The 14946-nt window shown below is 34.9% G+C and carries 9 protein-coding genes and 2 CRISPR repeat arrays; all 9 genes read right to left on the bottom strand.

Translation table 11 applies throughout. The features are described 5' to 3' along the window. Positions 1-177: 177 nt before the first annotated feature. Positions 178-2435: a CRISPR direct-repeat array (repeat unit 29 nt; unit sequence CTTTAAATCCCTCTAAGTTCAGATAAAAC). Positions 2436-2585: 150 nt separating this feature from the next. Continuing rightward, the gene (cas2, locus tag ACFPOH_RS12600; RefSeq protein WP_096552081.1) at positions 2586-2849 is read right to left on the bottom strand and encodes a CRISPR-associated endonuclease Cas2; all 264 of its coding nucleotides are present in this window, start codon (positions 2847-2849) and stop codon (positions 2586-2588) included. Positions 2850-2853: 4 nt separating this feature from the next. After that, positions 2854-3840, bottom strand: a complete 987-nt coding sequence (cas1b, locus tag ACFPOH_RS12595) for a type I-B CRISPR-associated endonuclease Cas1b (RefSeq protein ID WP_390309949.1) — start codon at positions 3838-3840, stop codon at positions 2854-2856. Then, a complete protein-coding gene (gene cas4 / locus ACFPOH_RS12590) occupies positions 3830-4336 on the bottom strand; it encodes a CRISPR-associated protein Cas4 (RefSeq protein WP_390309947.1) in 507 nt (168 codons plus the stop codon). Before cas4 ends, cas1b begins: the two co-directional genes overlap by 11 nt. 15 nt (positions 4337-4351) lie before the next feature. Next, positions 4352-6667, bottom strand: a complete 2316-nt coding sequence (cas3, locus tag ACFPOH_RS12585) for a CRISPR-associated helicase Cas3' (protein WP_390309946.1) — start codon at positions 6665-6667, stop codon at positions 4352-4354. Positions 6668-6672: 5 nt separating this feature from the next. Continuing rightward, entirely contained in the window at positions 6673-7374 is a 702-nt protein-coding gene (cas5b, locus tag ACFPOH_RS12580) for a type I-B CRISPR-associated protein Cas5b (RefSeq protein WP_096552089.1), read from the bottom strand. Continuing rightward, complete coding sequence (gene cas7i / locus ACFPOH_RS12575) at positions 7355-8254, bottom strand: type I-B CRISPR-associated protein Cas7/Cst2/DevR (RefSeq protein WP_390309944.1); 900 nt, start codon at positions 8252-8254, stop codon at positions 7355-7357. Before cas7i ends, cas5b begins: the two co-directional genes overlap by 20 nt. Further along, positions 8251-10032, bottom strand: a complete 1782-nt coding sequence (locus tag ACFPOH_RS12570) for a hypothetical protein (RefSeq protein ID WP_342468591.1) — start codon at positions 10030-10032, stop codon at positions 8251-8253. The genes cas7i and ACFPOH_RS12570 overlap by 4 nt, the downstream gene beginning before the upstream one ends. Further along, a complete protein-coding gene (cas6, locus tag ACFPOH_RS12565) occupies positions 10025-10741 on the bottom strand; it encodes a CRISPR-associated endoribonuclease Cas6 (RefSeq protein WP_342468590.1) in 717 nt (238 codons plus the stop codon). The genes ACFPOH_RS12570 and cas6 overlap by 8 nt, the downstream gene beginning before the upstream one ends. 564 nt (positions 10742-11305) lie before the next feature. Then, a CRISPR array of direct repeats spans positions 11306-13374; the repeat unit is 29 nt; unit sequence GTTTTCTCTGAACTTAGTGGGATTTAAAG. Positions 13375-13799: 425 nt separating this feature from the next. Then, on the bottom strand, positions 13800-14708 hold the full coding sequence (locus ACFPOH_RS12560) for a hypothetical protein (RefSeq protein WP_390309941.1): 909 nt from the start codon (positions 14706-14708) through the stop codon (positions 13800-13802). Positions 14709-14946 lie beyond the last annotated feature (238 nt).

The raw sequence follows: 14946 nt of genomic DNA, 5'->3' as shown, positions 1-14946 counted from the left end.
AGCTCAACTACTGTTTGTTTAAATTCTTGATTATACCGTTTTTGACTCATGATTCGGACACAACCTTTCGTTAGTTTAATATTAATGACTTAACCAAGTTGTGTCCATAAATCTATACTACATCTAAAGTTCAGATAAAACGGATTATTATGCTGTTGCAAAGTTCGCACAATCAAACTTTAAATCCCTCTAAGTTCAGATAAAACTTTTATTATTTGGATACCGAAAACAACAAGATTTTTATTGCTTTAAATCCCTCTAAGTTCAGATAAAACCAGACTTCCAGGAACCGATATCATTGTGAGTCCGACTTTAAATCCCTCTAAGTTCAGATAAAACAAAGAATGTAGTGCTAGCTTATGAGAATAGTATCGCTTTAAATCCCTCTAAGTTCAGATAAAACTCATCCATGTAATTCAGCACTGGACCGACAACGAAAGCCTTTAAATCCCTCTAAGTTCAGATAAAACGCAAATGGCTTCGAAAGCGAATATAGCGGCACTCGTGAACTTTAAATCCCTCTAAGTTCAGATAAAACGTTAAAGTGGATGTTGACGTATCCGATGCGCTCAACTTTAAATCCCTCTAAGTTCAGATAAAACCCCAAGCGGGAGCGGGGCGGCGGGGCTTTATAATGGCTTTAAATCCCTCTAAGTTCAGATAAAACCCTGTATCGGACGCACAGGTGGCGTTGGGACAAAAAACTTTAAATCCCTCTAAGTTCAGATAAAACTTTGGAGTATGGTCTAACGATGTTCTGCGGTCGTCCTTTAAATCCCTCTAAGTTCAGATAAAACGTATCTCATCAATCGCAAAAATCGTCCCATGATCTCTTTAAATCCCTCTAAGTTCAGATAAAACTTCAGCCAATCCAACAACCTCCTAACTAAATACGGTCTTTAAATCCCTCTAAGTTCAGATAAAACATAGATTCATCGATAAAATGTATCGAATCACGATACTTTAAATCCCTCTAAGTTCAGATAAAACTTTATTATGATTTAGACGACAATCAGAAAGATGTAAAACTTTAAATCCCTCTAAGTTCAGATAAAACAATTCTCCGTTAACCTTAAACATTAAGCAACCAGTTTCCTTTAAATCCCTCTAAGTTCAGATAAAACGTTTGCGCCTTTCTTCTTTTCGGTCCACATGATCTCTTTAAATCCCTCTAAGTTCAGATAAAACGCTATAACTTCGTATTCTTCGTCAACAAGCCAAATCTTTAAATCCCTCTAAGTTCAGATAAAACCGAAAAAATAAATAAGATGCTGTCTGATAACTACAACTTTAAATCCCTCTAAGTTCAGATAAAACGCTGTTCGTTGTATTTGGTTTTCGCTTCTGTATAAGCTTTAAATCCCTCTAAGTTCAGATAAAACCGTGCAAACAATGAAGCTAACTACGCCAAAGCACACTTTAAATCCCTCTAAGTTCAGATAAAACTCGATTAAAGCCGATTTGAGTAGGTACGGGATTGGACCTTTAAATCCCTCTAAGTTCAGATAAAACGCGGGAGCGGGGCGGTGGGGGCTTTTATAATAATGGCTTTAAATCCCTCTAAGTTCAGATAAAACACGTGTTAAAGGTATTTTGTTAGCCCGTGCAGAAAACTTTAAATCCCTCTAAGTTCAGATAAAACTGATTTGCGCGAACCCCGTCAGACTCACCTGGACAAACTTTAAATCCCTCTAAGTTCAGATAAAACTTATCGTATACATAGCCAGATGTGTTACTTTCAAGCAACTTTAAATCCCTCTAAGTTCAGATAAAACCTGTTGGTCATGATGGATTAAGTCCAGCTTATATTCTCTTTAAATCCCTCTAAGTTCAGATAAAACGTGCTTTATGCAACCTTCATATATAGTTATACATGACTTTAAATCCCTCTAAGTTCAGATAAAACGAAAGAGTAATCGCAGTAATTAAACGTTTTAAAAAAGCTTTAAATCCCTCTAAGTTCAGATAAAACCAGGCCTAAAAGACAAAAACGGTCGTGAGATTTATGACTTTAAATCCCTCTAAGTTCAGATAAAACTTCTGCAGTATTAAATCGATCAAAAGTTACTTTTTCCTTTAAATCCCTCTAAGTTCAGATAAAACTTGCTTTGGCTACCGGCGCACGCTTTTCAGAAATCATCTTTAAATCCCTCTAAGTTCAGATAAAACGAGTTGACAGACTTAACTAACGGAATTATTAAACAAACTTTAAATCCCTCTAAGTTCAGATAAAACCTAAGCCTTTTCGTTGTAATTCTCTAAAAGCAATTAAGCTTTAAATCCCTCTAAGTTCAGATAAAACTCAGTTAGTAAAAAATACATTTAGACATTCAAGAAAACTTTAAATCCCTCTAAGTTCAGATAAAACCTAAGCCTTTTCGTTGTAATTCTCTAAAAGCAATTAAGCTTTAAATCCCTCTAAGTTCAGATAAAACCCTGCTAAAAAACCCCATAAAATCAATCCTTTAGAGACAAACAAGTGCAGTGAACCTCTAATCGTGCAAACCACAATTTTTGTTTAATCTCTCTAAGCCTTGATATGACAACATTATTACCTGATATCTAAAAAATTAACAAAATGCAATTTAGAAAAACAAATCTAAATCTGCCTTTTCTGCTCCTACATGAAATTTCTTTAAATGTTTTGGATTTTCCACAACATAGTAATAAATACTATCTGTTTCATGATCAATGATTTTCTCCAAATCACGACGACACTTTAAAAATTGTGTCTTTGTCATTTCCCCTTCAAAAACTGAATTTTGTGTCCAATTTAAATATTCTTTTAATTTTTTGCACACTTTATTTACTCGTTTTTCACTTACATCATAAGTTATAATTACGAACATTTAATCACCACCATGCCCTTAGAGGCTTATATGGCGTATCCCCTATGACATGCTTAATCAGTTTATAACATTCTAATCGGATAAAATAACGATAAGAAACATTTCGATTTAACTGACGATGTTTGATTGTATCTGATAACTTTTTATCAAAAGATGCAATGAAAATTTTTCTTCCTTCCTCATTCAAATATACCATTCCTTCATAATCCTCAAAATGTTTCGGTTGAATTTTTTTCATATTTACTAGAGAAACAATTAGCGGATCTACAAAAAGGGGTTTAAATATTTCCGCAAGATCCAAACATAATGAGAAACGTTTTTGGGATGGCTCGTGTAAAAAGCTGATTGTTGGATTTAATTGAGTTTTATAGATTTCACTCAAAATAGTCGTATACATCATCGTATTACCAAATGAAATTAATGCATTAAATGGATCACGAGGGGGTCTTTTTGTACGTTCCGTAAAATAAAATTCCGGTAATATTAATTCATTCAACGATTGATAATAATTTTGTCGAATCAATCCTTCAAGTCCCATTAGTTGCTGTACATCTTTAACTGAAGCGATTTGTTTCTGCAACTCTTGAATCTCTTTAACATGCTCCGAATCCATATTATTTTTCTTCCGATTGAATCGAATCATATGAAATGCGGCAGATTGAACAAATGCTTGTGCTAAAGCTAAACGTTTTTCTTTATTTAAATAATGCTCGCTTTGCCGTACTGTCACAATTCCTGAAACCTTCTGCTCTCTTGGTACAAAACTTCCAGTGTAAAAACCGTAATAGTTATAAAAATGTACGAAAATTCCTTTTTGCCCCATAAAATTTAAAAAGGCTGAATTTAGATTTACTTCTCCAAATAAGTGTAAATTTTCAATTTGCTCCACGGGAAGTGGTCTCTTTTTATTGTCCATTTCTGATACTAAATAAATCGTATTATCTTTCCTTTTTACAGTGCCATTTGAAAACATATAAACATCACGTTGCATCGTCCTTCCCCTCCAATGCAAAGCAAAAATCAAAATAAGCGCAATTTTTACAATAGGGTAATTTCTTGAATTTCGGTGCAGAATCTGATTCGATCACGCGATAAATGCCAGCAATCTTTTTCTTCAACTCTTTTTCATTGTCTTCAGTCAATACAACCTCAACAACTTTCTTTTCCTTTGTATACGCAATTTTCCCTTTCTTCTCAATGCCTCGTTGTTTCAATAAATACAAATAATATAAAAGTTGCCACTCATCTGCTTTTTGCATTTTACTGGACAGCTTTGTTTCTTGAATGTACTCATCATCTATGACATCCACTACAGCATCTCCAATAACAAGCTCTTTGTCTTTCCTAGGATAAGATTTCTCATGAAGAAGAGTTCCTTCAATTACTCGATCATGTTCCGTTTCAAAACCTATCTGTTTGCTATATAACCATAGTTTTCTCGGGCAAACCACATAATACTGCATGTGTAATCCACCAATACTTTGCAAAAATACCCTTCCCTTCTAGAAAAGAACATCAAAATTTTCATCTAATCGTAACTCCAGCCCTCGATTTGAATCATATGAAACGTCTATTGAATACTGAATATAATTAAAATCCGGATGTTCGAAAGGGGAAACTTTAAATCCTGCTTCTTTTGCTTTAAAAAATAAGCTTTTAGCACTTACCGAAATAATGTATTGCTCAATCTCCATTCGAATTTGTTTCTTCTGCTTATTCCGTTCGATTCGATCTAAAGAATCGGGAATTGCATCATATTGCTCAATTAACGCCATTACCGCTTCATAATTTTCTCTTCCAGCCACAAAACTTACACTTTGAATATCACGTAATATTTGTTGAGCTTCTTCCTTACTTAAATCAAATGCTCGCATATCTTGCAATTCTTGATTGGCCTTTTCAAATTTTGCTAAATACTTTGTCCCTGCAAGTTGTTCTCTACTAAATACTTGCTTCACAATATCGATTTTCTCATGCTCCCCAATTAATTGGCCATCAAAAGCAGACAACGCTTCCACCCCTTTTTGGACGATCGCCTTTTCATAAATCGTCTCAAGGCCAGACACCTCTTCTAGATTCGATAATATAAAAATATTCGGTTCATCTGGTGTACCACCATTAAATCGGAGACCTTTTCGATTACAGCGGCCAAACCGTTGAAATAATGCATCTGGTGTAGCCGCCTCGGTAAATAAATAATCAAAATCTACATCCAAAGAAGCCTCTACTATTTGTGTCGTCACCCAAATTCCTGGCCGATTATTCGTTAACTGTCCAAACTCTTTTATTTTCTCTTCTTTTGGCAAACGATCTTTCCTTGTAAATTGTGAATGTAATAAATTGATTTGTTCTTCCCCAACAAGTTGCTTTAACTGATCATACATTGCAAGTGCTTCCTTCACCGTATTCACAACAACTAATACTTTGGAAGTTTCACCAAATTGAACGATTTTCGTTAAAGCTTCTATTTTATCATCCAGCAGTTGTATCCGATGTCTTCTCGGCATAACCGGATTAGCATCTCGGTCGTCTGGAATCAGTACAGTTTTAACTAATGATTTATGATCCAACAAGCCTTTCTTTTGCAATTCATCAAGAAATATTTGTGGTAATGTAGCAGTCATAATCATCCACTGACCACCTAATTGATGAATCAGTTCCAAACCTCTTAGCAGTATCGCAACAATATGTGGGTCATATGCTTGAATTTCATCGATTACCACTTTGGAATAGGCAAGGGTAGCAAGTTCTGTTTCAAACCCCCGGTAAAGAAGTGGAAATTTGAATAATTGGTCAATTGTGGAAAGGGTCAATTTTTTCGCAAGTAAACGTGTATGCTCCGTTTGAATAATCGATTGCTCAAAGGAAGTCGTTTCATCTGATTTTGACATTAGATGGTCTAAAGCCGTTGAATGAAGCAAACCCGTACTACTAAAACCAATACCCTTTTCGCTTTGAATTCGGTCATACATCGCATTTAAACTCACTCGCATAGGCAGTGTAAAAAAACCTTTCTTTTGGCCAATCCATAATAAAGCCGCTTCCGTTTTCCCACTACCTGTCTGAGCGATAAGGACAATATTTTTATCTTGATTTTCATAAGTTAAGGTCTGTAAAGGACGTAATGAATATTTCTTTTCAAGAAATGTTTTCGTCTGCTCCCCTACATTTTGATCCACCGCTTCTTCCACATAAATTGCAACATTCTCATCTTTTCTCTTCGCAGATGCTACATGGTCTGCACGTTGGAGGAAGCCTTTTATTAAGATATACTTTAACCACATATAATGATTGAATTGATTAACAATATTTACTCGATTACAAATCGCTCTAATTGCGAAACGGTTGGCTTTATCTGTTAACTCAAACGATAATGGGATTTCCTCTTTTATAGACGGAATTGCTTCTTTTAAATGTTGTTCATATATTTGTAGGATGAGTTTCTCATTCGGATTCAAATCTCTTTCATGATGATATCCTACTGCTAATGCCACAATTTCAGCTTCTTCTTTCGAATATTTTTTTCGTAATTCACCAAATGGCAATAAACAAACCGATAAATAATTATGTGGATAGTTCACTAGATTTGTTTTACGCCAATTTTTATCAATCGAGGGACGGATCATATTTTGAAAAGTCTCGCTATATTTCCCTAAATCATGATACATAGCTGCCACTTCAACTAACTCAAAATCTTTAGTTGTAAAAAATGAAAGCTCATTGCCATAAGCTTGAGCAAGAGCTTTCACTGCCTCCACAACGTCTGAAGTATGTTCAGCAATCGTTAAAACATCCGGTTTAGATTTTGCAAAATACATATCCCTTATCCTTTCAATAAGAAAATACTGTATTCCCCATCCGTCATAACATCGTCCTCCAATAAAGTAGACTTTTGAACATAAGCAGCCGCTATATAATCCCACTCTCGCCGGCCATCACGAATCTCATATTTACGAGGAAGACGATAATATGCTTTTGGCACATCAAAGTAAGTATCTATCTCTAAATCTACTGGAATATATTGATTGTAAACCAATTCTTCCATACTATCTTCTGTTGCCTCTACAAAACGCACTTCATCAATCCTTACAATATCTTCCCAGCGGCCCATGCTTATTGTTGTGGACAATTGATGAAACTTGTTGTAAAGCTCATTTAATATAGTTTCTTCTGCATCAACATGGATAACATGTTCCACGTTAAATAGTAAGTGCTGATACATTGGCATGGTTGTATACAATTTACTGTCAGGTAAAGGAGCTTCTGGTAACCCATCTGTTGTTACAATCGGAGGCACTTCGGCTTTCTTGTACATAAACTTTTTTTGATAATCTATCATAAAGCTTTCGGACTGTCCTTGAATGGATATATTCATCGGAATGTACTCCGTCGCACCCAGCACCGCGTGTAACATGCCCTTTACGGTAGAAAATGGTACGAGAGGATATGTTTCGCCGACTTTATAGGCAAATGGCTTTAGAAAACAAGCTGTTTCTTGAAACAATTTAAGCCTTAGCAACTTCATAGGCAACCCCGTAATATTCTGCTACTTCACGAGTTACAGCTTGGAAAAATTCCTCTACCGTTCCTACTTGTCCAAAAGCTTCTTTGATTTCTGATTCATTACTAAATATTCCATTTGTTAAGCCGACCTTTGTAAATTGTTTCATTGCTTCACCAGCAAAAGTGAATTCGCTTGTTTGAACAAGAGGCTCAATTTTTAACGAATTTCCTTCCAATTGAATACGTCCTTGGAAAAATGGATTTGCCACAGGGTACACCCCTCCGATCACAAACAGTGGTGTTAAGTTTTCCTGACGGCCACGAATATTACGGGATAATAATTTCAACACTTCCAGTAATTGATGAACACGATTAAAACGTTCTTCATTCGGCAACTCCACCTGGTTATTTTCATCGATGCCAACCTTGCTTAAATCCACAGTTACTGTATAAGTGTAGTAACTAATATGATTTTCAATATTTGCTAGGTTTGAATTTTCTCCTAAGCGCTCAGCCAACCCCATATTCGTTAAAAACTCCATGTCCCCATTGTAGGGCTCTAAGGAAATCGCATGACTTAAACGAACGGTTGCAGGACGTTTAAGGGAATTTTTACCCGTTTTTAAATAACCGAATAAATCCATTTCGACCGAATCTTCAATTGTTAATTCATCTTTAAATTGTAAAGTTCCCTTTTGTTTAGAAACTGTGTTTAGATTCCAGCCAAATAATTCATTTCCTAAACGAACGACATCATAACGTAATGATTGGCGGGAAGCGAAAGTATAAGTGTTGCCATCCGCACGATTAAATTTCTTTAATTCTGAAATATTGGAAAATCCTTCACCAAAGTTAAGTGAACCTGCCTCAACAATAGCAGTAAATGTTAATGATTTACTCATGCTTCAACTTCCTCCACTTCTTTTTGTTCTTTTGATTCAAATTGTGACATTAGACCGGCAATAAACGCCAATGACATTGTGGCAAACTCATGGTCTGAAACAACTTTACGATCTAATAAACTTGTAAACTCTTTATTGATTGGAAGATTTGCTAACAAATGTAGACGCAATACCGTTTCAAAGAAAACTTCCCGGTTTCCGCCTTTTGCGGCATTTAATAAACGATAAGCGATCGTTGCAATTTTTTTCTCATTTGGAGAAGTATACTCTTCACTTTCTTGCACAGTTTGTGGTTTAAACAATTTTTTTTGCAAAGCTTGACCACGTCCATACATACGGTCTGTTAACGTTTTTTGTTCCACTGTTTGTCCCTCCTTCAAAATCAATTCACGTAAATTGAGTGCCATTTTAATACTGTAATAATTTTTCGAATTATCAGTAATTAATCGGCGCATTTCTTCAAAAATTAGCGTCTTTGTATCGTTATTTCGCAACGCTTCGTGAATAAGCTGCTCGCGAAATGCATATGGAAAAATCTTATTTATATCAAAATGAGTCGAACCCGAAAGCAATGTTTTAATAAACTTTTCATTTACCACTCGATATTCGAGTAAAGTTTTTTTCGATTTATTGAATGTTACCCATTCAATTAATAACGTAACAGTTTCCCGCTCTTTCTCTTTTTTAATCATTTTTTCATGACTAGATATCAATGCAGTACTAAATAAATTATCACGGCGAAACGCCCGCGCAAAAGCATCATTACGCTTCCTTGTTTCTTCACAATCCCCTTCAACATGTAAGAAACTAAAAACAAAATGTTCTTCTCGTCCAATCGTTTTCCGATAGCTTGTACACCCTAGAGGAGATATGAACAATAATAACCTCGCTAATGTACTGATGAGAGGTGCGCTTGTCATTTGCCCATTATAAAAATCATTAAAACTTGTTGATGCAAGTGGCATAAACATCATTTCCTGATATGCCAGTGTTCCCCATTGTCCTTCAATTCCACTGCACGGAGGAAGTTTCTCAAAATAACTAAAATCAATAGACTTTGCTTTTTTATTTTTTTTCTTCCATTGTTCGGCAATACCTATATCGCTTTCTTGAATAAGTTTCCATGCCGTATCCGCATCATTATTTTCAATACACTGTTGCAGTTTCAATTCCAAAACAAGTGGATCAATAAAATCTTTTCGAAATACTGCGATTTGCTCTTTAAACGACAATGTATTTTTCGCAACATTTAAAAACGATACCTGGCCTCCCGAACTTGATAAAATTGTTCCTTTTACCACATTGATAGTCAGTTTTTGATCAATTTCCGGCTCATTTAAAATTTCGATCGCTCGATGAATCACCTTTTCTAAGGTAGGCAAATCGATCTGTTTCAAAGCATCCTTTCCTTCAAGTATTAGTTTAGTCGCTTCATCTTGATAGTCAGGGAAATACTTTGCTACTCGATCTAATCCTTCTTTCAATGTATTATTGATAATATCTCCATGAAACTTATAAGAGTCCGTATTCTTTACTTTACCATTTTCAATGGAAAGCTTTATTTTTCGAAAGGATTGATCTAATTGCTCTTTACGTCTTGCCCCCATACTATACGTACGAACTAAATAATCAAAAAAACGTTCTGGTAAAGATTCAAACCATTCAATCGGTACATCTAAAACATTTCCGTCACATTTGATTTGATGCTCTTCATCCATTCGTAAAAGGGCAGTTGCTCCCATTGAAAACAGCCAGTCATTAATTAATATTTTAACCATGCTGAATCGCCTCCAGCGTGCCATAGCCTTGGGCCCTCCGTAGTCCCGCTCCGTCCAAATATAGGAGTTTTAAATCTTCTGGATGTCCTTGAAGCTTAATGACGCCTTTTTGTGCTGTATAAAAAAGCGTTTTACCGTTTGCATGGCGATTCGTTTCTTTAATCACTTGTTTCTTTAAGCAATGTCCGCAAATTTTTAATGGTTCGTACAATGGGCGGCCATATAACGCTTGAAATTGTTTATTCGTAATAATGTTGAATTCTTGCTCAAAAGAAGGGTTAGAAATTAGTAAGGGCTTTTTCATCTTGTCCTCAACTAATAATCCATTTAAAATATTAAAAGTAACTACATTTGAGGTGATTGGTTTTTCGTGAGCGATCTGTTTGCTTATAATTTTTAGAGGGTATTCGGGATGATCATATTTTTGTGTTATACTTAATCCATTGAAAAATGCTACTCCTACTCTTACATCAGATGTTGAAAAAATCAAAGTTGCGTTTTTCATCTCATATTCTGCAGTTTCTTCGAGAAGGTTGAAATTGTTCATGTAAAAGGAAAAGGTGAAAGGCTTGGGCTTCTTTTTACCATCATATAATTGATTGTACAGATCCTCATCGCCTTTCTTTAACATTTCTTTAATAAATGATAATAAATACATTCGGTAAGCTTGAGGAACCTTTTGTACATCTAATAAAATTTTGAAGCGCAATATTGTACCTCCTTTATTATTAAAGTATGAACTATACTATAGTAAGTATATTTATAACTAAATCAATTGTAAATATAAGTAAGAAAATCTAACCAATATTAATCGATTGTTATTTAGTATATTTTTGTTAAAAAATGTAATTTTATTTGAATTTTGTTGGATTTAAAATTATTTTTAAATTATATTAATCATTTATTTATCTGAATTTAGTAGAAAAGATATATTTATTTCATAATTAAGACGACTCATGTTAACATTCCATGAGTCGTCTTTCATTTAGGAAGCATGCAGCATATTATTCTTAATCTTTATATAGTCAGTTATAATAGAATTAAAACTGAATAAAAGGCTATTGAAATTTTGAAAATTCGCATGCAGTAATTGAAAAGGCAGATTTCGATTGATTTTTCTAAAATGCATTTTGCCAAATTTTGAGATATTGGGTTAAAATGTTGTTATATCAAGGGTTGTAAAGGTTGAGCAAGTAAAAGTAATTCGCACGATTGGACGTTCGCTGCAATGGTTTGTTTCTACATGTTGTTTTTATAAGGTTTTTAGCAAGGGGTTTTCTCTGAACTTAGTGGGATTTAAAGCAATTTCGTATTCTTTTTCTATGCCGCGAAATCATCGGTTTTCTCTGAACTTAGTGGGATTTAAAGTCCATATTACGCAGATGAAGAACGTATGAAAGTGCAATGTTTTCTCTGAACTTAGTGGGATTTAAAGTCTTGATGGGTATGTTAATGCCGTAGATCGAGAGAGCGTTTTCTCTGAACTTAGTGGGATTTAAAGTATAAATACTATGCGCCCAAACTAATTGATGACGATGTTTTCTCTGAACTTAGTGGGATTTAAAGAGCGGAAATGGAGTCCACATCGTTGTGAAGGGTGAAGTTTTCTCTGAACTTAGTGGTATTTAAAGTTTTCAACTCATCGTGAGTAATCCATCCGCCGTCAAGTTTTCTCTGAACTTAGTGGGATTTAAAGAAGAAAAAACAGCGAAAAGTTAAATCTATTAACCACTGTTTTCTCTGAACTTAGTGGGATTTAAAGGATTTAATGGCTGATGAAGAAGTCGAGCAGCCGGAAGGTTTTCTCTGAACTTAGTGGGATTTAAAGATCTGTCTTGCCGAACGTTTACTATATCCCGCTTTGTTTTCTCTGAACTTAGTGGGATTTAAAGTCGAGCCGTATGAAAACACTTTTCAACTTCACGGAAGGGTTTTCTCTGAACTTAGTGGGATTTAAAGCCTTTTTCGTTTTGTTTAATTACAATATAAACGATGTTTTCTCTGAACTTAGTGGGATTTAAAGTAGCGTTTTAAACCATGATGCAGCGGAAGAAAATACGCGTTTTCTCTGAACTTAGTGGGATTTAAAGTTCTTTATTGCACATCATGTTTCAATTGTTCATTAATCGTTTTCTCTGAACTTAGTGGGATTTAAAGGCTGGAATTGTTAAAACAACTGAACGTTCTGGTGCAGTTTTCTCTGAACTTAGTGGGATTTAAAGGAAGGTTTGTTTGGTCTGTTCGTCCGCAAAAGGCAGAGTTTTCTCTGAACTTAGTGGGATTTAAAGTTATAGCTTTAGCTAAATCAAACGATCCGCTTGCTGTGTTTTCTCTGAACTTAGTGGGATTTAAAGTTATAGCTTTAGCTAAATCAAACGATCCGCTTGCTGTGTTTTCTCTGAACTTAGTGGGATTTAAAGATTAACAAAGCAGTAGTAAAAGAAGGCGCTGGAAAATGTTTTCTCTGAACTTAGTGGGATTTAAAGGGAAGAACTCATATTACAATTCTTTTAAGAAATGGACAAGTTTTCTCTGAACTTAGTGGGATTTAAAGCCAAACTGTGCGTTCAGACGTTTCACTTCTTCCAACGTTTTCTCTGAACTTAGTGGGATTTAAAGTCAGTCAACGTTTTGTTATTTGGCAATTTCAAAACCGCGTTTTCTCTGAACTTAGTGGGATTTAAAGATGCTTCAAATGAGATTGAGCAATACCGACTAGCGTTTTCTCTGAACTTAGTGGGATTTAAAGCATTTACGTGGAATAACATCTCTTGCAATATTTTCTCTGGTTTTCTCTGAACTTAGTGGGATTTAAAGCTTTGACGAACTCCGAAACCACTTCATCATCGATACGTTTTCTCTGAACTTAGTGGGATTTAAAGAAAATAAACATCGAAATGCTTAATATATAATTCATGTTTTCTCTGAACTTAGTGGGATTTAAAGGTGATTTCGTCGATGTGTGCTTTCCGTTCAATCGCACCGTTTTCTCTGAACTTAGTGGGATTTAAAGCGTAATCGTTTCACAAAAATTAAAATTGTAGACGAAGTTTTCTCTGAACTTAGTGGGATTTAAAGATATTTTGCTCGTAGAAGGTTGCTAATTTCCCGAAATCGTTTTCTCTGAACTTAGTGGGATTTAAAGTTAAAAGAACGTACAGATGGCGCTAATGCGTGGGGAGCGTTTTCTCTGAACTTAGTGGGATTTAAAGACCATTGGATGAAAAAATTTCTTGTTTGAAAAACTACGTTTTCTCTGAACTTAGTGGGATTTAAATTTTGCCCGAAGAAAAAAATATTCGCCGCCATTCAGGTTTTTTCTGAACTCAGTGGGATTTAAAAATCACGGTGGAGGAAACGGACGAAGAACTGATCGAGATTTCTTTGAACTTAGTGGAATTTATGATCAGCTTGATAGCCCAGTGAATCGCAAAACTGTAATCGTTTTCTCTGAACTTAGTAGGATTTCAAGCCATAAAGCTCCAATTTGAACATTTTTTGATTACTAACTCTGTCCTTTTGAATAACCAAATACTGTAACTACTAATCCGGAAAAAAACAATACCAGGAACCAAATAATTATTCCTTTTATTTAGTCGTCCAAAATGGAAAAGCAGTGAAATATTACGATGGTTACTCGGAGGAAGAAAAAAGCGTACCATACGATACAATTGCGATTGACTTAGAAACTTTAATTGAAGAAGGGCCACAAGATTGAGCCGCTTAACGTAAAAAGCTAAGCAGCCCAAAAATACAAGTAATATTGTTCATTCAATGATCACAACCGGTTCAAACAACCAATCTCTTGATTTGTAATTATTATCATCTCTATTTATAACTTCCCGAGTGATGCCATTTTCAATTAATAAATCTCTAAACCTTTTGCTCAGAAATACAGGTCTATACGCCCAGCTTCCATTGGATTTCAACTCTTTCATGATATTTATATCTTTAATAGGGTATTGTTCAAGATCCCTTTTATTATAGTGATATGGGTAATCAATCCGCCCCCTAATGTTACATGTTTGACATCGTTCTTCCGGTTCCGTGATAAAATAATAATGTTTCATTTCGGAACTCCACGATGGAAGAACATTTGTAGGAATCACTTGAAATACGGGCTGTGCAGGCTTTTTACCGCTATGTATCACCTCTCTCAATTCGTACCCTGTTATTTCCCACTCTTTCATTAAATACGCCATTTTCTCCGATACAACCCAGTAATCGACACCGACATTGACCATATATCGATCCCCCACTTTTAAAGTATCCATGACTAAAGGGGAAGTCTGAACTTTTTCCTGAAGTCCGCAAGATGGGCAAATCGTCTTCCATTTAATTCCATCCTTTTTGTGTTCTAAAAACGCTTTTGATGAATTACCTGTAGAAACCAACCTAAAAAAAGGCGATCGTTCAAAATCTAAATAATTAAACCTGCAAGAAAATGATTCACCACATGAAATCTGGTATTCTTTTTTTAAATGAGAAGTGATATAAGAAATTGTATCTATTCCTACCTTTCCGTTGAGTCGGATTGGAACCTGAAGATATACTTCAGTCCCCATTTTCGGCTTATCCGGAAAGTTTAATGAAATATCAAATTTTCCAAAAAGTCTTTCGAGTTCACTTTTTAAAGAATATTCAACAAAAAAATCTATACATACATAAATATCCATACAGAAACATCCTCTTTTATAAGATTATGGGAAAGAGTGAGTCAAATTATATACTACCCACTCCACCCAAAAAACTACTATAATTTTAATAACAAAGACAGTATTTATTACTTACTCAACTTTCGCAGTCCAAAATCTTGTTTAAATGCTTGATGTAAATGGGTTTTGGAAGTACAAAATTATCATTTGACATTTTTTAAAACATAAAGAAAGACACCTATTCTTTTGGTAAAATATT

The organism is Ureibacillus suwonensis (genome assembly GCF_042655065.1).
GTDB lineage: Bacteria > Bacillota > Bacilli > Bacillales_A > Planococcaceae > Ureibacillus > Ureibacillus suwonensis.
This window is presented reverse-complemented; position numbering and strand designations above follow the sequence as displayed.

What these genes read in the sequence shown, in the direction of transcription:
- cas2 (WP_096552081.1), bottom strand. Translation starts at nt 2,849, where the DNA reads ATGTTCGTAATTATAACTTATGATGTAAGTGAAAAACGAGTAAATAAA.
- cas1b (WP_390309949.1), bottom strand. Translation starts at nt 3,840, where the DNA reads ATGCAACGTGATGTTTATATGTTTTCAAATGGCACTGTAAAAAGGAAA.
- cas3 (WP_390309946.1), bottom strand. Translation starts at nt 6,667, where the DNA reads ATGTATTTTGCAAAATCTAAACCGGATGTTTTAACGATTGCTGAACAT.
- cas5b (WP_096552089.1), bottom strand. Translation starts at nt 7,374, where the DNA reads ATGAAGTTGCTAAGGCTTAAATTGTTTCAAGAAACAGCTTGTTTTCTA.
- cas7i (WP_390309944.1), bottom strand. Translation starts at nt 8,254, where the DNA reads ATGAGTAAATCATTAACATTTACTGCTATTGTTGAGGCAGGTTCACTT.
- ACFPOH_RS12570 (WP_342468591.1), bottom strand. Translation starts at nt 10,032, where the DNA reads ATGGTTAAAATATTAATTAATGACTGGCTGTTTTCAATGGGAGCAACT.
- ACFPOH_RS12560 (WP_390309941.1), bottom strand. Translation starts at nt 14,708, where the DNA reads ATGGATATTTATGTATGTATAGATTTTTTTGTTGAATATTCTTTAAAA.